At 70.8% G+C, this 19,465-nt stretch carries 20 protein-coding genes, 1 tRNA gene and 2 pseudogenes; 9 read left to right on the top strand and 14 right to left on the bottom strand.

Going from position 1 to position 19,465, the window contains the following annotated elements:
- Positions 1-4 precede the first annotated feature (4 nt).
- Positions 5-178, top strand: a complete 174-nt coding sequence (locus tag ACFY04_RS06980; RefSeq protein WP_189743888.1) for a hypothetical protein — start codon at positions 5-7, stop codon at positions 176-178.
- Positions 179-199: 21 nt separating this feature from the next.
- On the opposite strand, the gene ACFY04_RS06975 is transcribed toward ACFY04_RS06980, so the two are convergent.
- The 3 genes from ACFY04_RS06975 to nth all read right to left on the bottom strand — a co-directional run bounded on the left by ACFY04_RS06975 (position 200) and on the right by nth (position 3,141).
- Complete coding sequence (locus ACFY04_RS06975) at positions 200-1,402, bottom strand: MarP family serine protease (protein ID WP_389114619.1); 1,203 nt, start codon at positions 1,400-1,402, stop codon at positions 200-202.
- 13 nt (positions 1,403-1,415) lie between these two features.
- A complete protein-coding gene (locus ACFY04_RS06970; protein WP_389114618.1) occupies positions 1,416-2,138 on the bottom strand; it encodes an NUDIX hydrolase in 723 nt (240 codons plus the stop codon).
- Between the two features lie 154 nt (positions 2,139-2,292).
- Positions 2,293-3,141, bottom strand: coding sequence for an endonuclease III (nth, locus tag ACFY04_RS06965; protein WP_389114839.1), 849 nt, complete (start codon positions 3,139-3,141; stop codon positions 2,293-2,295).
- A gap of 269 nt (positions 3,142-3,410) precedes the next feature.
- On the opposite strand from nth, the gene ACFY04_RS06960 reads away from it, so the two are divergent.
- On the top strand, positions 3,411-4,085 hold the full coding sequence (locus tag ACFY04_RS06960) for a Crp/Fnr family transcriptional regulator (RefSeq protein WP_003981529.1): 675 nt from the start codon (positions 3,411-3,413) through the stop codon (positions 4,083-4,085).
- 152 nt (positions 4,086-4,237) lie between these two features.
- Positions 4,238-5,043 (top strand): annotated as a pseudogene (locus ACFY04_RS06955) (nucleotidyltransferase domain-containing protein).
- Between the two features lie 82 nt (positions 5,044-5,125).
- Here the strand turns inward: ACFY04_RS06955 and ACFY04_RS06950 are convergent.
- The 5 genes from ACFY04_RS06950 to ACFY04_RS06930 form a co-directional block, all read right to left on the bottom strand.
- Complete coding sequence (locus ACFY04_RS06950; RefSeq protein WP_351147957.1) at positions 5,126-5,425, bottom strand: hypothetical protein; 300 nt, start codon at positions 5,423-5,425, stop codon at positions 5,126-5,128.
- On the bottom strand, positions 5,422-6,267 hold the full coding sequence (locus ACFY04_RS06945) for an MBL fold metallo-hydrolase (protein ID WP_389114616.1): 846 nt from the start codon (positions 6,265-6,267) through the stop codon (positions 5,422-5,424). The genes ACFY04_RS06950 and ACFY04_RS06945 overlap by 4 nt, the downstream gene beginning before the upstream one ends.
- Positions 6,264-7,244, bottom strand: a complete 981-nt coding sequence (locus ACFY04_RS06940; RefSeq protein ID WP_389114614.1) for an NUDIX hydrolase — start codon at positions 7,242-7,244, stop codon at positions 6,264-6,266. Before ACFY04_RS06940 ends, ACFY04_RS06945 begins: the two co-directional genes overlap by 4 nt.
- A 171-nt stretch (positions 7,245-7,415) precedes the next feature.
- Complete coding sequence (locus ACFY04_RS06935; protein WP_030009544.1) at positions 7,416-7,886, bottom strand: RidA family protein; 471 nt, start codon at positions 7,884-7,886, stop codon at positions 7,416-7,418.
- The gene (locus ACFY04_RS06930; RefSeq protein WP_007264966.1) at positions 7,883-8,044 is read right to left on the bottom strand and encodes a DUF4177 domain-containing protein; all 162 of its coding nucleotides are present in this window, start codon (positions 8,042-8,044) and stop codon (positions 7,883-7,885) included. The genes ACFY04_RS06935 and ACFY04_RS06930 overlap by 4 nt, the downstream gene beginning before the upstream one ends.
- 264 nt (positions 8,045-8,308) lie before the next feature.
- On the opposite strand from ACFY04_RS06930, the gene ACFY04_RS06925 reads away from it, so the two are divergent.
- Positions 8,309-9,292, top strand: coding sequence for an ArsA family ATPase (locus ACFY04_RS06925; protein ID WP_389114613.1), 984 nt, complete (start codon positions 8,309-8,311; stop codon positions 9,290-9,292).
- Between the two features lie 23 nt (positions 9,293-9,315).
- Positions 9,316-10,638, top strand: a complete 1,323-nt coding sequence (locus ACFY04_RS06920; RefSeq protein ID WP_389114838.1) for an ArsA family ATPase — start codon at positions 9,316-9,318, stop codon at positions 10,636-10,638.
- 29 nt (positions 10,639-10,667) lie between these two features.
- Here ACFY04_RS06920 and ACFY04_RS06915 read toward each other — a convergent pair whose 3' ends face one another.
- Positions 10,668-11,018 carry a WhiB family transcriptional regulator gene (locus ACFY04_RS06915; RefSeq protein ID WP_030009547.1) on the bottom strand — a complete coding sequence of 117 codons (351 nt, stop codon included), beginning with the start codon at positions 11,016-11,018 and terminating at the stop codon, positions 10,668-10,670.
- Between the two features lie 385 nt (positions 11,019-11,403).
- On the opposite strand from ACFY04_RS06915, the gene ACFY04_RS06910 reads away from it, so the two are divergent.
- Positions 11,404-13,698 (top strand): transglycosylase domain-containing protein, encoded by a 2,295-nt coding sequence (locus ACFY04_RS06910; protein WP_389114612.1) that lies wholly within the window; start codon positions 11,404-11,406, stop codon positions 13,696-13,698.
- A gap of 122 nt (positions 13,699-13,820) precedes the next feature.
- On the opposite strand, the gene ACFY04_RS06905 is transcribed toward ACFY04_RS06910, so the two are convergent.
- Positions 13,821-14,282 (bottom strand): GatB/YqeY domain-containing protein, encoded by a 462-nt coding sequence (locus tag ACFY04_RS06905; RefSeq protein ID WP_389114610.1) that lies wholly within the window; start codon positions 14,280-14,282, stop codon positions 13,821-13,823.
- Between the two features lie 68 nt (positions 14,283-14,350).
- On the opposite strand from ACFY04_RS06905, the gene ACFY04_RS06900 reads away from it, so the two are divergent.
- The 3 genes and pseudogenes from ACFY04_RS06900 to ACFY04_RS06890 all read left to right on the top strand — a co-directional run bounded on the left by ACFY04_RS06900 (position 14,351) and on the right by ACFY04_RS06890 (position 15,933).
- Complete coding sequence (locus ACFY04_RS06900; protein ID WP_389114608.1) at positions 14,351-15,289, top strand: metallophosphoesterase; 939 nt, start codon at positions 14,351-14,353, stop codon at positions 15,287-15,289.
- Positions 15,208-15,537, top strand: a pseudogene (locus tag ACFY04_RS06895) (hypothetical protein); the annotation flags it as partial. The gene ACFY04_RS06900 and the pseudogene ACFY04_RS06895, both read left to right, overlap by 82 nt.
- Positions 15,538-15,859: 322 nt before the next feature.
- Positions 15,860-15,933: transfer RNA gene (locus ACFY04_RS06890), tRNA-Pro, on the top strand.
- Positions 15,934-16,010: 77 nt separating this feature from the next.
- On the opposite strand, the gene ACFY04_RS06885 is transcribed toward ACFY04_RS06890, so the two are convergent.
- The 4 genes from ACFY04_RS06885 to ACFY04_RS06870 are packed head-to-tail and all read right to left on the bottom strand — an operon-like array spanning position 16,011 to position 19,445.
- Positions 16,011-17,177 carry a tyrosine-type recombinase/integrase gene (locus ACFY04_RS06885; protein ID WP_389114607.1) on the bottom strand — a complete coding sequence of 389 codons (1,167 nt, stop codon included), beginning with the start codon at positions 17,175-17,177 and terminating at the stop codon, positions 16,011-16,013.
- Positions 17,174-17,395, bottom strand: a complete 222-nt coding sequence (locus ACFY04_RS06880; protein ID WP_389114605.1) for a helix-turn-helix domain-containing protein — start codon at positions 17,393-17,395, stop codon at positions 17,174-17,176. The genes ACFY04_RS06885 and ACFY04_RS06880 overlap by 4 nt, the downstream gene beginning before the upstream one ends.
- Positions 17,392-18,552: an AAA family ATPase gene (locus tag ACFY04_RS06875; RefSeq protein WP_389114603.1), complete on the bottom strand. Its 1,161-nt coding sequence runs from the start codon at positions 18,550-18,552 to the stop codon at positions 17,392-17,394. The genes ACFY04_RS06880 and ACFY04_RS06875 overlap by 4 nt, the downstream gene beginning before the upstream one ends.
- Entirely contained in the window at positions 18,549-19,445 is an 897-nt protein-coding gene (locus tag ACFY04_RS06870; protein WP_389114601.1) for a bifunctional DNA primase/polymerase, read from the bottom strand. Before ACFY04_RS06870 ends, ACFY04_RS06875 begins: the two co-directional genes overlap by 4 nt.
- Positions 19,446-19,465 lie beyond the last annotated feature (20 nt).

The following is a 19,465-nucleotide window of genomic DNA, read 5'->3' as shown; positions in this document are numbered from 1 at the left end:
GAGTATGAGCTGGACGCACGACTACGGTGACACCGCGCACGAACGCCGCTCGGCAGCTACGCCGGGCACCCACGAGAGGGCCGGCCGGCACGGCCACGACCCCCGCCTCGGGATTCCGCTCATCCTGCGCCGACGGGCCCGCTGGGTCTCCGCGCGCCTGCGCCATCCACGGACGTAGGGACCCGGCGGGAGCGTCGTCTCAGAGCGCGCAGCCCTGGCTGTCGACCCGGCGTACGGCGTCCTTGCCGACCCGGATGTCGTCGCGGATCTCGTCCACCGTCAGCACGTAACCGGTGTTGGGGTCGTCGAGGGACTTCGCGAAGACGACTCCGTACACCCTGCCGTCGGGCGTCAGCAGCGGACCGCCGGAGTTGCCCTGGCGGACCGTCGCGTACAGCGAGTAGACGTCCCGTCGGACCGTACCCCGGTGGTAGATGTCCGGGCCGTTGGCGTTGATCCGCCCGCGGACACGGGCCGACCGGACGTCGTACCCGCCGTTCTCCGGGAAGCCGGCGACGATCGCGTCGTTGCCGCTCGCCGCGTCCTTCTCGGAGAACTCCAGCACCGGGGCCTTCAGCTTCGGCACGTCCAGGACGGCGATGTCGCGCGCCCAGTCGTAGAGCACGACCTTGGCGTCGTACAGCCTGCCCTCGCCGCCGATCTGCACGGTCGGCTCGCTGACCCCGCCGACGACATGCGCGTTGGTCATCACCTTGCCGGGCGCGAAGACGAAGCCCGTGCCCTCCAGCACCTTGCTGCAGCTGGGCGCGGTACCGACGACCTTCACGATCGAGCGCTTCGCCAGCTCGGCGACGGGGCTGCTGGCGAGCGTCGGGTCGGGCGCCTTCACCTCGGTGATGGGCTCGTTGGAGAACGGGCTGAACACCTGTGGGAAGCCGTTGCGCGCGAGGGTGGAGCTGAAGTCGGAGAACCAGGTGTTCGCCTGCTCGGGCAGCACCCGCGACACGCCGAGGAGGACCTTGGAGTTGCGGACCTCCTTGCCCAGGGTGGGGAGCGAGGTCCCGGCGAGCGCGGAACCGATCAGCCAGGCCACCAGCAGCATCGCGACGACGTTGACCAGGGCCCCGCCGGTCGCGTCGAGCGCGCGCGCCGGTGACCAGGTGATCTGGCGGCGGAGTTTGCTCCCGAGGTGGGTGGTCAGGGCCTGGCCGATCGAGGCGCAGATGATGATCACGACCACGGAGATCACGACGACCGTGGTGGACACCTGGGTGCCGTTGTCCGTCACCCGGTCCCAGATCAGCGGGAGCAGGGACACGGCGATGAGACCACCGCCGAGGAAGCCGATCACCGACAGGATGCCGACGACGAACCCCTGGCGGTAGCCGACGATCGCGAACCATACGGCGGCGAGCAGCAACAGGATGTCCAGCACGTTCACGTGGGCCACCGTCTCATGCGCGCCAGTCGAGTGGGACCTGCCGTGAGCGGTCCCACGGACGCTCCCAGCCCGCGAAGTGCAGGATCCGGTCGATCACTCCGGCGGTGAAACCCCAGACCAGAGCCGATTCGACGGTGAATCCCGGACCCAGGTGGCCGCTCGGATGAACGGTCATGACCCGGTGTTCGGGATCCGTGAGATCGGCCACGGGAACCGTGAAGACCCGCGCCGTCTCGGCGAGGTCCACGGCTCCGACCGGGCTGGGGTCGCGCCACCAGCCGAGCACCGGGGTCACGACGAACTCGCTGACCGGGATGTAGAGCCGGGGCAGCACGCCGAAGAGCTGAACACCAGAAGGGTCCAGTCCGGTTTCCTCCTCGGCCTCGCGCAGCGCGGCGCGCAGCGGGCCGGTGGTGTGCGGATCGCCGTCCTCAGGATCCAGCGCGCCGCCGGGGAAGGACGGCTGGCCCGCGTGCGAGCGCAGAGTGCCGGCGCGCTCCATCAGGAGCAGCTCGGGCCCGCGGGCGCCCTCCCCGAAGAGGACGAGCACGGCGGACTGCCGCCCGCGGCCGTCCTCGGGCGGCAGGAACCGGCTCAGCTGCCCCGGCTGGACGGACCGGGCCGCCCCGACGACGGGGTCGAGCCAGCCGGGCAGGCCGTCGGTGGTGACGGCCGGGCCGCCACCCTCGCGGGCTCCCACCGTGGTTCCGGTCTCGTCCCGTGTACCGCGCGTCATAGGCACCTCTGTCCGCGTCGTCCTGTCCAGCGCCGTCTCCCACACCACAAACGCAGTCCGGGTACCGATTCGTTCCTAACTCCCCGGGTCCGCAGGTCTTCACGCCCCCGCGCCCCTGCGCCCCCGCCCCTGTCCCGCCGCCTCCGGGCACCCGCTACGGCGCCGCCACGGCCCCGCCCAGCGGCGGGGCCGGGAGGCCCGGGTAGTCCGGGGGCGGGGTCAGCCGCTGGCCCGGCTGGCCGCCCTTCTCGTACTTGAGCAGCTTCTTCGCCTTCTCCGGGTCGGTCTCGCCCTCCCCATACGCCGGGCAGAGCGGGGCGATCGGGCAGGCCCCGCAGGCGGGCTTGCGCGAGTGGCAGATCCGCCGGCCGTGGAAGACGACCCGGTGCGAGAGCATCGTCCACTCGCTCTTCGGAAAGATCGCGCAGATCTCCGCCTCGACCTTCTCCGGGTCCTCCTGCTCGGTCAGCTTCCAGCGGCGCACCAGACGGCCGAAATGGGTGTCCACCGTGATCCCCGGGACACCGAACGCATTGCCGAGGACCACGTTCGCGGTCTTGCGGCCCACTCCGGGCAGCGTCACCAGGTCCTCGATCCGGCCTGGCACCTCCCCGCCGAAGTTGTCCCGCAGGGCCTGCGAGAGGCCGAGCAGGGACCTCGACTTGGCCCGGAAGAACCCGGTCGGCCGGATCAGCTCCTCCAGATCCTCGGGGGCGGCCGCGGCCATGTCCTCGGGGGTCGGGTAGGCCGCGAACAGGGCCGGGGTCGTCTGGTTCACCCGCAGGTCGGTGGTCTGCGCGGACAGCACCGTCGCGACGAGCAGCTCGAAGGGGTTGCGGAAGTCGAGCTCCGGATGGGCGTACGGATAGATCTCGGCCAGCTCGCGGTTGATGCGCCGCGCCCTGCGCACCATGGCCAGGTGCGATTCCGGCTTGGCCGACTTCGGTTTCTTGGCCGAAACTTTGCCCTGAGGGGTGGCCGCGACCCTCGCGGGCGTCTTCACTGGGACGTGTTCGCCCACGGCAGAATTTTGGGGCTCCGTCACTCCGGCGGACCCCTTGGCCTGTGCTCTCACCGGCTTATTGGACACCCGGCCAGCCTAAGGCCGACCTCTGACACCCGCCCGGACCTCAGGTAACACCACTCCGATTGGCCTCTCGCCGCACAGCACGCCCGTCCGTCCGGCATCCTTGTGATTGATCGCACTGTTTGAGCCGTCCGGCAAAATGGGGAGCACGGTCCCCTGAGCTGGTCGACATAGGAGAGAGACTCGTGGACGACGTTCTGCGGCGCGCCCCGCTCTTCGCGGCGCTCGATGACGAGCAGGCCGCGGAGCTCCGCGCCTCCATGGGCGAGGTGACCCTCGCACGCGGTGACGCCCTGTTCCACGAGGGCGACCCCGGCGACCGGCTGTATGTCGTGACCGAGGGCAAGGTGAAGCTCCACCGCACCTCCCCCGACGGCCGCGAGAACATGCTGGCCGTCCTCGGCCCCGGCGAGCTGATCGGCGAGCTGTCGCTCTTCGACCCGGGCCCGCGCACCGCCACCGCCACCGCGCTGACCGAGGTCAAGCTTCTCGGCCTCGGCCACGGTGACCTCCAGCCCTGGCTCAACGCCAGGCCCGAGGTCGCGACCGCGCTGCTGCGCGCCGTCGCCCGCCGCCTGCGCAAGACCAACGACCAGATGTCCGACCTGGTCTTCTCCGACGTTCCCGGCCGTGTGGCGCGGGCGCTCCTCGACCTGTCGCGCCGCTTCGGCGTGCAGTCGGAGGAGGGCATCCACGTGGTGCACGACCTCACGCAGGAGGAGCTGGCCCAGCTCGTCGGCGCCTCGCGCGAGACCGTGAACAAGGCCCTGGCCGACTTCGCGGGCCGCGGCTGGCTGCGCCTGGAGGCGCGTGCGGTCATCCTGCTCGACGTGGAGCGCCTCGCGAAGCGCTCCCGCTGACGCCGGCCACAGCCGTTCGAAGGGGTCCTGCCCGACCGGGCAAGGGCCCCTTCGCGTTTCCCGGGGGCGACAAGCGCCCGCGGGAACCCGGTCCGGCCGACGCAGGCGTTCGGTCCGCCGCCCCGGGCGGGCGGCCGGGCACAGTGGAGCCCATGGAGCACAGAGGGCTGGACGCGTACGGGTACTTCGCGCGGGAGGGGTCTCTCGGGCGGGTGCAGAGCGAGTTCAAGGGCGTCGTGGCGGCCGCGCGGGCCCGGACCGGCGAGGCGTACGGCCGACGGCTGCACAGCGCGTACCTCTACGGGTCCGTGCCGCGCGGGACGGCCCGGCCCGGGCGGTCGGACCTGGACCTGCTGCTCGTACTGCACCACGAGCCCTCCGACGAGGACCGGGACACCGCCGAGGTGCTCGCCCGCGGGCTCGACGAGGACTTCCCGGAGGTCGACGGGGTCGGCATCCTGCTCCGGGACAAGGTCGCCGTGCTGAGCGAGGCGGAACGATTCGACCTGGGCTGTTCCTCGCCTGCCTGTGCACCCCGCTGCTCGGCGCGGACCTGGCCGAGCACCTGCCGCGCTACCGGCCTGACAGCCTGCTGGCCCGCGAGACCAACGGCGACCTGGCCGACCTGCTGCCCGGGTGGCGGACACGGGTGCGGGAGGCGTCGGCCCCGGAGGAGTACCGGAAGCTGAGCCGCCGCTTCTCCCGCCACCTGGTGCGCACCGCCTTCACGCTGGTCATGCCGCGGTGGGGCGGCTGGACCAGCGACCTCGGCGAGTCCGCGGAGATCTTCGGCATGTACTACCCGGAACGCGCGGCGCAGGTGGAGGCCGCGGCCGCCGTTGCCCTGGATCCCGTAGCGGACCCGGAGGTACTGCGCGGTTACGTCGAGGACCTCGGGCCGTGGCTGGCGGACGAGTACACGGCCCGGCACGGCACGAAGACGCCGCGCCGGGGCTGAACGCCGGTCCCGGCGGACCCGCCGGCTCCGGCGTCCCAGGGCGCCGCTCAGGGACGGCTCAGGGACGGGCTCAGGGACGGGCTCAGGCCTTCTCGGCCTCGGCGAGGGCGTCGACGGCCAGCTTGGCCTCCGCCAGGCCCGCGCCGGTGATCCGGCGGTACTCCTTGATCGCCGAGATCTGCCGGTCGGCCCTCAGATGGGCCCGTACCTCGTCCATCCCGGCCGGCTCCGGCTCCTCGATGCCGAAGTGGTCCAGCACCAGGGCCAGGCGGCGCTCCATGCGGTCCGCCTTGTTCTGGAGGCTCTGCACCCGGAGGGTCACCGTAGAGGTGATCCATCCGGCCGTCGCGACCAGCATGACCAGCAAGAACACGGTGTTCATTCGGGCCCTCCCGGGATCAGTCCGTGATCTTGAAGGTACTCCAGCTGCGCCCGGACGGACCATTCCGCGGCCGGCCACAGGGAGCGGTCCACGTCCGCGTAGACCTGGGCGACGACCGCCTCCGGGGTCAGGCAGCCGTTCTCGACGGCGGTCTCGACCTGGGCGAGCCGGTGCGCACGGTGGGCCAGGTAGTACTCGACGGCGCCCTGCGCGTCCTCCAGGACCGGCCCGTGGCCCGGCAGCACGGTGTGCACCCCGTCGTCCACGGTGAGCGAGCGCAGGCGGCGCAGGGAGTCCAGGTAGTCGCCGAGGCGGCCGTCGGGGTGGGCGACGACGGTGGTGCCGCGGCCCAGGATGGTGTCGCCGGTCAGCACGGCCCGGTCGGCGGGCAGGTGGAAGCAGAGCGAGTCGCTGGTGTGGCCGGGGGTCGGCACCACGCGCAGCTCCAGCCCGCCGGTCCGGATCACGTCCCCGGCGGCCAGGCCCTCGTCGCCGAGGCGCAGCGCCGGGTCCAGGGCGCGGACCTTCGTACGGGTGAGTTCGGCGAAGCGGCCCGCGCCCTCGGCGTGGTCCGGGTGGCCGTGGGTGAGCAGGGTGAGGGCGATCCGCTTGCCCGCCTGCTCGGCGGTGGCGATGACCGCCCGCAGGTGTACGTCGTCCAGCGGGCCGGGATCGATCACGACGGCGAGGTCGGATCCGGGCTCGGACACCAGCCAGGTGTTGGTGCCGTCGAGGGTCATCGCGGACGCGTTGGGAGCCAGGACGTTCACCGCGCGGGCGGTAGCGGGCCCGGAAGTGACGACTCCGCGGGGCTGGCCGGGCAGTGCGGCGGCGTCGGTCATGCGGGGCCTCCGGGACCTGCGGGGCCGGCGGGACCTGCAGGATCGGCGGGATCGGCGGGATCGGCGGGACCTGCAGGATCGGCGGAACGTCCGGGGCGGACACGCTTGGTGAACTCGTCGTGCCCCGGCCAGCTGAGCACCAGCTCGCCGTCCTCCAGCGTGGCCTGGGCCAGCACCGGGGCGAGGTCCTGCCCGGCCGCGGCGGCGAGCGCGCCCGCGGCGCTCCCGTACGGCTCCAGCGACCGCAGCGTGGAGATGGTCGGCGGCATCATCAGCAGCTCGCCCTTGTCGTATCCGGCGGCCGCGTCGGCCGGGCGGATCCACACGGTCCGGTCGGCCTCGGTGGAGGCGTTGCGCGTGCGCTGGCCCTCGGGGAGGGCGGCGACGAAGAACCAGGTGTCGTAACGGCGCGGCTCGAACTCGGGGGTGATCCAGCGCGCCCAGGCCCCGAGCAGGTCGGAACGCAGCCGCAGGCCGCGGCGGTCGAGGAACTCCGCGAAGGACAGCTCCCGCGCCACGAGGGCCTGCCGGTCGGCCTCCCAGTCGTCTCCGGTGGTGTCACCGACGATCTCGTCCGGGGTCTGCCCGGCGAGCAGGACGCCCGCCTCCTCGAAGGTCTCCCGCACGGCACCGCAGACGATGGCCTGGGCGGTGAGGGGGTCGGTCCCGAGCCGGGCCGCCCAGTCCTCCCGGGAGGGACCCGCCCAGCCGACCTGGTGCTCCTCGTCGCGGGGATCGACCCCGCCGCCCGGATAGGCGTACGCGCCCCCGGCAAAGGCCATGGAGGCCCGCCTGCGCAGCATGTGCACGGCGGGACCGTCGGGGGTGTCGCGCAGGAGCATCACGGTGGCGGCGCGCCGCGGCTCCACCGGGACGAGCGAGCCGTCCGCGAGCGCGCGGATGCGGTCGGGCCACTCCGGCGGGTACCACTGGCCTCCGGCGGGGGGCTGCTGCTGACCATGCTGACCATTCGGCATGGCCGGATGCTACGGCCATCCGGCCCGATGTTCGAGGGTCACCCGTCCCGGGTGACCGACACGGGTGACCGGCACCGGCGATCCGGCCCCGGGGCACCACGCGGGACGGGCCGGGAATCGCGCGGTGCGCGACCCGGCCCGGCCCGGCCCGGCGGAAGCCAGCCGGAGGGGTCAGGCTCCGGCGACCAGTTCCACCTGGATCTCGACCTCGACCGGCGCGTCCAGCGGCAGGACCGCCACACCGACCGCGCTGCGGGCGTGGACGCCCTTCTCGCCGAGGACCTCGCCCAGCAGCTCGCTCGCACCGTTCAGCACGCCCGGCTGGGCCGTGAAGTCGGGGGCGGAGGCGATGAAGCCGACGACCTTCACGACACGCGCGATCTTGTCGAGGTCACCGACGACGGACTTGACGGCGGCCAGGGCGTTCAGCGCGCAGATCGCCGCCAGCTCCTTGGCCTGCTCCGGCGAGACCTCGGCGCCGACCTTGCCGGTGATCGGCATACTGCCCTTGACCATCGGGAGCTGACCCGCGGTGAAGACGTACGAGCCCGACCGCACGGCGGGCTGGTACGCGGCCAGCGGCGGGACGACGCCCGGGAGCGTCAGGCCGAGCTCGGCCAGCTTCGCCTCTACCGCACTCATGCCTTCTCCCGCTTGAGGTAGGCCACGAGCTGCTCGGGGTTGTTCGGGCCGGGCACGACCTGGACGAGCTCCCAGCCGTCCTCGCCCCAGGTGTCCAGGATCTGCTTGGTGGCGTGAACCAGCAGCGGGACCGTCGCATATTCGAACTTCTTGGTCATGGGAGCGAGGGTAGTGCCTGTCGTGCGGGGCGCATGCCGCCCCCGGGACCGATGGTCGGACACCTCACCCGGGCAGGCGCCGGACCGCCCCGGCACAGACCCGGGCACGGACCCGGACCGGACCCCGGCACGGATCCCGACCGGATCCGGACCGGGCCGATCCGGGCCGTTCCGGCACGGACGTAACGGAGCTCACCTCCGAACACTCCGGCAGAACCACCCGGCACCACCGGAGTCGAACCCGAGGAATTAGGCTCGGACGCTGTGAGCAGGCTCCAGGTGGTCAGCGGCAAGGGCGGCACCGGCAAGACCACGGTCGCCGCAGCACTCGCGCTTGCCCTCGCACGCGAGGGCGGCCGGACTCTTCTGGTGGAGGTCGAGGGCAGGCAGGGGCTCGCGCAGCTCTTCGGCGCCGAGGCACTCCCCTACGAGGAACGGAAGATCGCCGTGGCGCCCGGCGGGGGCGGTGAGGTCTACGCGCTCGCCATCGACGCCGAACGGGCGCTGCTGGACTACCTCCAGATGTTCTACAAGCTCGGCTCGGCCGGCCGCGCGCTCAAGAAGCTCGGCGCCATCGACTTCGCGACGACCATCGCTCCGGGGCTGCGCGACGTGCTGCTGACCGGCAAGGCGTGCGAGGCGGTGCGGCGCAAGGACAGGACCGGCCGGTACGTCTACGACCACGTGATCATGGACGCGCCGCCGACCGGGCGGATCACCCGGTTCCTGAACGTCAACGACGAGGTGGCGGGCCTGGCCCGGTTCGGGCCGATCCACAACCAGGCCCAGGCCGTCATGAAGGTCCTCAAGTCCCCCGAGACCGCGGTGCACCTGGTCACCCTCCTGGAGGAGATGCCCGTACAGGAGACCGCGGACGGCATCGAGGAGCTGCGCCAGGCCGGACTGCCCGTCGGGCGGGTCGTCGTCAACATGGTCCGGCCGCACCACCTCGACGAGGACACCCTGCGCACCGCGGCCGGCGACCACCGCGCCGAGGTGGCGAAGTCGCTGTCCCGGGCGGGCCTCGGCGGCGCGCGGCGCGGCGGGCTGGCCGAGCGGCTGGTGGACCCGCTGCTCACCCAGGCGGCCGAGCACGCGAGCCGGGTGGAGCTGGAGCGCGCGCAGCGCGCCGTACTGGCGGGGCTGGAGCTGCCGACGTACGAACTGCCCCTGCTCGGCGCGGGGATGGATCTGGCCGGGCTGTACGCGCTGGCCAAGGAATTGCGGAAGCAGTCGGTGGCCGAATGAGCGAGGGGGTGGACACCGTGAGCATGGACACTCCGCCGCGGCTGGCGGTCGACCGGCTGTTGGACGACCGGGAGACCCGGATCATCGTGTGCTGCGGGGCGGGCGGGGTCGGCAAGACCACCACGGCCGCGGCGCTCGGCGTACGGGCGGCCGGGCGCGGGCGCAAGGCCGTCGTGCTCACCATCGACCCGGCGCGGCGGCTCGCGCAGTCGATGGGGATCGACTCGCTCGACAACACCCCGCGGAAGGTGGAGACCGTAGGGGCGGGGGACGGCCAACTGCACGCCATGATGCTGGACATGAAGCGGACCTTCGACGAGATCGTCGAGGCGCACGCGGACGGCGAGCGGGCCAAGGCCATCCTCGCCAACCCCTTCTACCAGTCGCTGTCGGCCGGCTTCGCGGGCACGCAGGAGTACATGGCGATGGAGAAGCTGGGGCAGCTGCGGGCCCGGGACGACTGGGACCTGATCATCGTCGACACTCCGCCGAGCCGGTCCGCGCTGGACTTCCTGGACGCGCCGAAGAGGCTCGGGTCCTTCCTGGACGGGAAGTTCATCCGGGTGCTGATGGCTCCGGCGAAGGTGGGCGGCCGGGCCGGGATGAAGTTCCTGAATGTCGGCATGTCGATGATGACCGGCACCCTCAGCAAGCTGATGGGGGCCTCGCTGCTGAAGGACGTCCAGACCTTCGTGGCCGCGATGGACACGATGTTCGGCGGCTTCCGCACGCGCGCGGACGCGACCTTCCGGCTGCTCCAGGCTCCCGGCACGGCCTTCCTGGTGGTCGCCGCGCCCGAGGCGGACGCCCTGCGCGAGGCGGCGTACTTCGTGGAACGGCTGGCCGCGGAGAACATGCCGCTGGCCGGTCTGGTACTGAACCGGGTGCACGGCAGTGGCGCCGACCAGCTGTCCGCCGAGCGGGCGTTGGCCGCCGCAGAGAATCTTGAAGAAGGCGGCATTGTCGATCAGGAGTCCGGGAAAGCTGGACTTCGTGACTCGGGCGCGGAACCCAAGGGAACCGCGGAGACCGCCGGGTCCGCCGAAACTGCGCAGACCGCACACAGCACACGGACCACCCGGACCGCGAACCCTCCCGAGACAGGCTCCCCCGGCACCGAAGGCGATACCGCGGTCGTCGACCGGATCACGGCAGGCCTGCTGCGCCTGCACGCCGAACGAATGCAGGTGATCGCGCGTGAGCAGCGCACACGCGATCGCTTCACCTCACTCCACCCCGAAGTGGCGGTGGCGGAAGTGGCCGCCCTGCCCGGCGATGTGCACGACCTCGCCGGGCTACGGGCCATCGGAGAACGACTCGCGGCCGGGGTGCCGGCCGGAGCGTAGGCGTTCGTACGTCGTGGCGGCCGTGTGATCTACCCGGCTGCCGCGTATGTCTCGTACGACACGTCGATCTCCGCGTCTGCATCCATGGTGAGGATGCCCGTACTGCGCTCGTACTCTGTACGTGCGGTTTCGAGCAGCCGTCGCCACGAGGTGACGGTGGGACGCCGGCGCAGCAGCGCACGCCGTTCCCGCTCGGTCATTCCGCCCCATACGCCGAACTCGACACGATTGTCGAGCGCGTCGGCCAGGCACTCGGTCCGCACCGGACATCCGGTGCACACCGCCTTGGCCCTGTTCTGTGCCGCTCCTTGAACGAATAGTTCATCCGGATCGGTAGTGCGGCAGGCTGCCTGCGCACTCCAGTCGGTAACCCAGCCCATCCCGGCGCCGTCCTCTCCCGAATCGAGGCTCCCCCACGGCGGTAGCGGCATATTCACCGCTGCCAGTTGAGGACGTTACGGAAGGCGGGCACAGTGCAACACCCCCGACGGGCCCAATCTTGAATGGTCCGAACGGACTATGGGTAAGCGGCAGATCACCCGACGGAGTGATCCGGCGACATGCCCGACCATTGCGGCAATTCGGGTGTAATCGTCGGTTCTACTTCAGCAGAGGGGCAAGATTCGGACATGTGTCCACCCCATTCGGGAAGGGTGAAAATCAAGCCAAGGGGTTGATGTCGCACCACACTGCTGTGACAGTTGGGGACAGCTTAGGCCAAGGCATTCGCGTGTGTCCGGCGAATGAGAACGTAGGCTGCCCCCTATGGGAAAGAAGCGCTCGGGCGGCGGGCTCACGGGGAGCCAGCAGGCCGCCAAGTTCCTCGGAGTGTCCGTCCTCTCCGGGGTTGTACTGGCCGGCATGGCGATTCCGGCCGCCGGCGCCCTGGGCCTGGCGGCCAAGGGGACGGTCGAGGGATTCGACGAGATCCCGGCCAATCTCAAGACTCCGCCGCTGAGCCAGCGGACCACGATTCTGGACGCCGAGGGTGGCACGATCGCCACCGTCTATTCGCGCGACCGGCAAGTGGTCCCGCTCACGGCGATCTCCCCGTACATGCAGAAGGCGATCGTCGCCATCGAGGACTCGCGTTTCTACGAGCACGGTGCGGTCGACCTCAAGGGCATCCTGCGCGCGGTCAACCGCAACGCACAGGAAGGCGGCGCCGCACAGGGCGCCTCCACCCTCACCCAGCAGTACGTGAAGAACGTGTTCGTCGAAGAGGCCGGCGACGACGAGACCAAGGTGCGCGAGGCCCAGGAGAAGAGCCTCGGCCGCAAGATCCGCGAGCTGAAGTACTCGATCCAGGTCGAGGAGGAGCTCGGGAAGAAGAAGATCCTCGAGAACTACCTCAACATCACCTACTTCGGGCAGCAGGCCTACGGAATCGAATCCGCCGCCCAGCGCTACTTCAGCAAGCCGGCCAAGGACCTGACGCTGGAGGAGTCCGCGCTGCTCGCCGGCGTCGTGCAGTCGCCGAGCCGGTACGACCCGGTGAACGACGCGCAGGAGGCGACGAAGCGCCGCAACATCGTCCTGCAGCGGTTGGCCGACACCAAGGACGTCTCGCAGGCGGAGGCCGACGCGGCGAAGGCGAAGCCGGTCACCCTCAAGGTGACCAAGCCGAAGAACGGCTGCATCACCGCCGTCAAGGGCGCGGGCTTCTTCTGCGACTACGTGCGCAACTCCTTCCTGACCGACCCCGCCTTCGGCAAGACGCGCGAGGACCGGGCGAAGGTCTGGAACCAGGGCGGCCTGACGGTACGCACCACCCTGGACCCGCAGTCGCAGGACGCCGCCAACGAGTCGATCAAGGACCACGTCTACCAGGAGGACTCGATCGCGACGGCTGTGACCATGGTCCAGCCGGGCACCGGCCGGGTGCTGGCGATGGGTCAGTCCAAGCCGTACGGCTTCGGGAAGAACGAGACGCAGATCAACTACTCCGTGGACAAGCGGATGGGCGGCTCGAACTTCGGCTTCCAGGTCGGCTCGACCTTCAAGCCGTTCATCGCGGCGGCGGCCATAGAGCGGGGCATGCCGGCGACCAAGGTGTACCAGGCGCCGAACAAGATCGACTATCCGACGCCGATCTCCAAGTGCGACGGCACGCAGTGGCTGAACCTTCCGATCGACGGCAAGATCCAGACGGCGAAGAACGAGACCGAGGACGAGATCGGTCCGTACGCGCTGAGGACGGCGATGGAGAAGTCCATCAACACGTACTTCGTCGAGATGATCGGCGAGATCGGCCTCTGCCCGGTGACGGAGATGACGCAGAAGCTCGGCGTGGTCCCGGCCGACGGCTCCAAGCTCCCCGAGGCCCCGTCGATCGCGCTCGGTTCCGCCGAGCTCTCCCCGCTGACGATGGCCAACGCGTACGCGACCTTCGCCAACCGCGGTGTCTTCTGCACGCCCGTAGCCATCGAGTCGATCACCGACGCGCACGGCAAGGCGCTCGCCGTGCCGAAGTCCAAGTGCGACCGGGCGATGTCCACCGAGACGGCCGACACCATCAACACCCTGCTGCGCGGAGTGGTCGACTCCGGTACCGGTGAGCGCGCCGGTCTGAGCGACCGCGACAGCGCCGGCAAGACCGGTACGACGGACTCCCGCTACAACGCCTGGTTCGTCGGCTACACGCCGAACGTCTCCGGCGCGGTGTGGGTCGGCTCGGGCGGCGCGAAGAAGATCACGATGGAGAACATCGTGATCGGTGGCAAGCCCTTCGACAAGGTCTTCGGTGGCGGTCTGCCCGGCCCGATCTGGAAGGACGCGGTCAGCGGCGCACTCTCCGGCCGCGAGTCGGGGAACTTCGTCACGGTCGGCATCCCGGAGCCGACCGTCCCCTCCGGCGGCGGCCCGCGCGGCAACAAGCCGCCCGCGACCCGGCCCGGCAAGCCCGGCGGTGACAGCAAGCCCGGCGGCCGCCCCGGCGGTCAGAACGGCGGGACCAACGGAGGTGCCACGGGCGCCACGGGCGACGTCGAGCCGCAGCCCCCGTTCCCCGGGATCTCGATCGACCCGAACACCGCCGGCGTGATCGGCGGCCGCGACTGACCGGTGGCGGCCGGCGGTCGGCAGCCGGCGATCAGCGGTCGCCGCACCGCACGACATGCGAAACAAGGGGGAGGGCCCCGGCCGACACCGGCCGGGGCCCTCCCCCTTTGCGCTTCGCGGTCCTACGAGAGCTGCTGCTTGACGACGGCGGCGACCCGCCCGCCCTCCGCAAGCCCGGCGACCTTCGGGTTCACGATCTTCATGACGGCGCCCATGGCACGCGGCCCCTCGGCACCCGCGGCCCCGGCCTCCGCCACGGCCTGCGCCACGATCGCGACAAGCTCGTCGTCGCTGAGCTGCTTGGGCAGGTACGTGTCGAGGAACTCGCCCTCCGCGGTCTCGCGCGCGGCCTGCTCGGGACGGCCGCCCTGGGCGAAGGCGTCCGCGGCCTCGCGGCGCTTCTTCGCCTCCTTGGCGATCACCTTGAGGACTTCCTCGTCGGAGAGCACACGTGCCTCCTTGCCCGCGACCTCCTCCTTGGTGATGGCGGAGAGGGTCAGGCGCAGCGTGGACGAGTGGAGCTCGTCGCGCGCCCTGATGGCGGTCGTGAGGTCTTCCTGGAGCTTGGCCTTGAGCGTGGTCATGCAGGTGAGTCTGCCAGGTGCGGGGGCAGTGGCGCTCACTGGTTTTCCCGGTCTGCGACGATGGGTCCATGCGTGCGCGTTACGGAGTACCCCTGAAAGCGGCTGCCGGAATCGCTGCGGTGGGGGCCGCGGGTGTGGCCTATGCCGCCGGTTTCGAGGCGCGGTCCTTCCGCCTGCGCCGGGTCACGGTGCCTGTCCTTCCCCAGGGGATGCGCCCGCTGCGCGTGCTCCAGGTGTCCGACATCCACATGGTCGGCGGACAGCGCAAGAAACGTGCCTGGCTGCAGTCCCTGGCCGGCCTGCGCCCCGACTTCGTCGTGAACACCGGCGACAACCTCTCCGACACCGAGGGCATCCCCGAGCTGCTCGACGCGCTCGGTCCCCTGATGTCCTTCCCGGGTGTGTACGTCTTCGGGTCGAACGACTACTACGGGCCGCGGCTGCGCAACCCCGGGCGCTACCTGATCGAGCGGACCCAGGGCCGGCACGGGCTGAACGGCAACAAGCCGGTCGTCGGCGCCGTCCACAACCCGTGGGAGGAGATGCGGGACGCCCTCGACGCGGCCGGCTGGCTGAACCTCACCAACACCCGCGCGCGGCTGAAGCTGGACGGCCTGGAGCTGGCCTTCACCGGACTCGACGACCCGCACATCAAGCGGGACCGCTACGCGCGCGTCGCCGGCGGCCCGGAGGCGGACGCGGACTTCTCGATGGCGGTGGTGCACGCCCCGTACCTGCGCGTCCTGGAGTCCTTCACGGCCGACCGGTATCCGCTGATCCTCGCGGGCCACACCCACGGCGGACAGCTGTGCATCCCCTTCTACGGGGCGCTCGTCACCAACTGCGACCTGGACACGAAGCGGGTGAAGGGGCTCTCCACGCACGAGGCGGAGGGCAATCGCGCGTACCTGCACGTCTCGGCCGGCTGCGGCACCAACCGGTTCACCCCGGTCCGGTTCGCCTGCCCGCCGGAGGCGACGCTCCTGACGCTGACCCCGAAGGGGTAATACGCTGCCGGCCCGACGCCGCTCCCCCCTACCGGGGCGGGGTCCTCCTCTTCATCCTGATCACCGGGCTCGTCTTCCACCTGGTCCTCGCCGACCCGTCGAGCCCCTTCAACGTGGTCGCGGACCTCGACCGGCTGACCGGCGCCAAGGCCGTGGCCAACCAGCTCCTCCACACGGTCACCCCGGCCGGCGCCCTCCTGGACTTCCTCCTCCTCACGACCCCGCGCACCCTGCGCCCGCGCCACGCCGCCCCGTGGCCGGCCTGCCCGCTGACGTACGTGACCTTCAAGCTGCTCCGCGGCGCCCTGCCCACCCCGGGCACCGCCCGCCGGTACACGTACCCCCTTCATCGGCGCGGCCCGGTACGGCTACGCCCACGTGACCCCGAACGCGCTGGTCCTGGCCGCCGTCTTCTACGCACTCGGCCTCGCCCTGGTCGCGGCGGACCGCTTCCGCCCGACGCCTCCCCTGGCCCCGCGACCGCTCCGCGAAAACCGGATTTCGTCTCCGGCGAGAGGTCCGCTAAAGTAATCGATGTCGCCAGGGCAGCAAGCGCTGCGAGGCGGCGATCGGGGTGTAGCGCAGCTTGGCAGCGCGCTTCGTTCGGGACGAAGAGGTCGTGGGTTCAAATCCCGCCACCCCGACAGAGTAAGACCAGGTCAGCCACCTACCAATATTGGTAGGTGGCTGACCTGTTTCTGCTGAGTGACTAACTGAGTGACTACGGCTTCCGCGCGTCCTTGAAGATCTCGTCCATGGCCGTCGCCCCGGTCTGGATCACGGGCCTGATCTGCTTCCGATAGACCGCCTCGGTGACGGCAGTACCGGAGTGCCCGACGAGCCGCGAGATCTCTTCGAGCGGGACCCCCTTATCGGAGAGCAGCGAGACGAAGCTGTGCCGCAGCTCCCGCGGAGTCCACTCCTTCGCGTCGACCCCCTCGGCCCCGGTGATCGCCAGGCGGAAGGCGCGCCGGACGTTGGTCGAGTCCAGCTCGGTCCCCGTGGCGGAGGAGAAGACAAGCCCCTTCTCCGTCCACTGATCACCAGCGGCGAGCCGGTCCCACCCCTGCTCTTCGAACTGCTGCCAGAGCGCGTCCACGCATCGCGCAGGCAGAGCGATCGTCCGGCGCGACTTCTTGGTCTTGGTGTCCCCGGTGGAGCGGACCGAGCGCCACACCGCGATGTGCGGCGGTACAGGCGGCACCGCGTTCGGGTCCCCCTTCAGGAAGACGTGATCCCAGGTGAGCGCCCGCATCTCTTCAGTCCGGGCACCGGTGAGCAGGGCCACCACGATGTACGCGTACGCGGACGTCCCCTCAGCCGCATTGAGCACCGCCTCGGCCTCGGCCAGCCTGAGCGCCTTCGACGGCCGGCCCGGCTGGCCGGTCGGGATGGCGCACAGCTCCACGATGTTCCGCTTCACCTTGTCCCGGACCATGGCCCGTTTCACGGACCGGTTCAGGCACGAGTGCATCGCCTGAAGCGTGCGGGTGCTGAGCGTCCTGGCCTTCTCCGCCAGCCACTTGTCGACGTCCTCGCCGCTCAGCTCCCGAAGCTTCCGGGCGCCGAGGGCGGGGATCACGTGGATCCGACTGAGCGAGGTGCAGGTGGCCACGGTCCGCGCGTCGCGGCCGGCCAACCCGTACATGAGCCAGTCGTCCACCGCGTTCGCCACGGTGTAGTTGGTCGGAGCGACGGCCAACCCGTCCTCGTGATCGCGGAGCACCTCCTTGAGTTTGGCCTTGGCCTCGGTCTTGGTCTTGCCGCTCCCCTTTCGCACGACGCGCTTCCCGCTCGCGTCGAAGCCGAGGGTCACGGAGGCGATCCAGCGCTGGCGCCTCTCGTCCCAGTGGAGACCGCCATCCCCCCTACTACGGCGCTTGGTCACTTACCGGCTCCTGCCTCGCGCTCCAGCAGCGCGACGTACTCGTTGATGGCGGACACGGGGATGAGGCGGGCACGGCCCTCGTTGACGGCACGGAGACGGCCCGCGCGGATCAGCTCGTAGATGACGGTGCGGCTCAGGCTCAGGGCGCGCATGGCCTCCGGCACTTTCAGGAGGACCGGGGTGACTGTCGCGTTGCGCTCGGGGAGGGCGAGGGTCACGGATTCCTCCTGAGGTCGTGTGACGGACGGGCGGACAGCCCGGACAGGTCCGATCCGGGCTGTCCGGGGCGTTCGGGCTGGTCAGAGGGGGAGACCGGACAGTCGGACAGCTGGGACACCTCAGGGGTGCTCTCTGTCCGCGTCGCGGTGTCCGGGTAGTAGCTGCCGCTGGCGTCCTTGGCGAGCTGGCCATCGGCGGCCATGCGGGAGCAGGTGCGTCGGACGGTGTCCGCATCGAGGTGGGGCAATGCCTCGGCGATGTCCTTCGGGCGGACGCCGGGGTGCGCGCGGACGTGGCGGAGGATGACGGCTCGGGTGTCGCCAACGAGGTGATCCGAGGCGGGGCCGTCCAGGAGGTGCCACGCACCGGAAGCGGCCTGGAACTGGAGGGCGTACTCGGCTTCGTCCACGTCTCGGCCGGTTACGTGCAGGATGCCGTCAGCCTGTCCGCGGGCCCGCTTCAGGACCAGGGTGGCGTCAGCGGCGCCAGCGATGCCGTTGGTGCCAGAGACCTCGGTGAGGAAGTCCTCGGAGCCTGCCTTGCGGACGTGGTGGACCAGTACGACGGCGATGCCGTAGTGATCCGCGATCCGCTTGGCGTAGCCCACCGCGTGATAGTCCGCGTCGTACGCGGAGATCCCCTGAGGGGCCTGGCCGCGCATCTTGGCGAACACGTCGATCACGACCATGCGGGCGTCCGGGTTTCGGTCGAGCCACTGGGCGATAGCCGCATCTCCGCCTTGGGGGAAGGGCGGGCACTCGGTAACCAGGGTCAGGCCGGCGGGCGCGGGCTGGCCGCCGAGAAGCTTTCCCATGCGGGACTGGAGGCGGCGCGGGGTGTCCTCCAGGGCGAGGTAGAGCACTGGGCCGCCGAGGACGGGTACGGAGTCGAAGGCCTGTCCCCCGGCCGCGACGGCGAGGGCGAGGCCGAGGGAAAGCCAGGACTTACCGACCTTGGGCGGTCCGGCGAGGAGGCTGACGCCTTCGGCGAGGATGCCGGGCACGGCCCACTTCGGTTCGGGGAACTCCGTGGCCATGAGCTGATCGGCGGTCCACGCGGTGCGGGGTCGTTCCCGCTTGGGCGGGGGCGAGGCCTCGGGCTGGGGGTCGCTGGGGACGGAGTACAGGTGCAGGGGCGGGATCGGGTTGGTGGTCATGACGCAACCGCCCTCGGCCTCCGGGCTCCGGCGCGAAGGCCGGAGGCGACCGTGGCGCGGGCTTCGCGGTCGCCCTGGCCAACGCGGAGCGCCGCCTCCGTGAGCCACTCGATCACGTCCGCTTCGCTCAGCTCTCCCCCGGCAACGAGCTGGCCGAGTGCGACGGCGGCGACGTAGAGAGCTGAGTTGTGCTCGTGGTCGGCCGATCCGGATACGCGCTCCAACTCGCCGTTGATCGCAGCCTGGAGCCACCGGCCGCGCCGGTCTGCACCGAGTACAACCGTGACGGGCGCCTGGGTCGGGAGCGGAGTGGGACGGAGCAGGTCGAGCAGCCAGTCCGGCAGCAACCGCGGGGCCACGCTCACGACCGTCTCGTACGGGCGCCCCTTCCCCGTGATGGTGCTGCCGGGGCCCACGACGTAGCCGCCAATGGCTCGGGTGTCGATCTTCCAACCGAGCTTGCCCGCCGTGTTGCGCAGCTCGATGCCCTCGGGGGCGGCGAAGTAGAGGTGCTGGCCGCCGCTGGAGGTGGAAACCGTGTGCGTGTCGGGGGCGAGGTCTCCGCGTCCGGTGTGCCGCTGGCAGAGGGCGAGGAAGACGTCTCGACCGTTCTGGATGCCGGGGTGGGCCCAGCTGACTGGCGGAAGGTCGTCCGGGGTCTTGGCGGTGTCGAGATCAACCACCAACAGGTTGGACGGGCCAGTGGCGATGCCGATGTTGTAGGGGGCGTGGGCCCAGCAGCGGGCGATCCGTGTGGGGTCGGTCGTGGCGCGCTCGGTCCAGTTCCGGATGGCGGGCCGCTTGTCTCCCGGGATGAGGGGGAAGACGTGCCAGCCTCGGTCAGCGGCGCTCTGCGCGGCCACGGCCAGCGAGTGCGGTTCGGGGTGAGGCATCCTTGGGTTCTCCTGTCGGT

This window comes from Streptomyces sp. NPDC001549, assembly GCF_042894025.1.
In the GTDB taxonomy this organism is placed as follows: Bacteria; Actinomycetota; Actinomycetes; order Streptomycetales; family Streptomycetaceae; genus Streptomyces; species Streptomyces kutzneri.
Note: the sequence above shows the minus strand (reverse complement) of the source record. Positions and strands in the feature narration are given on the sequence as shown.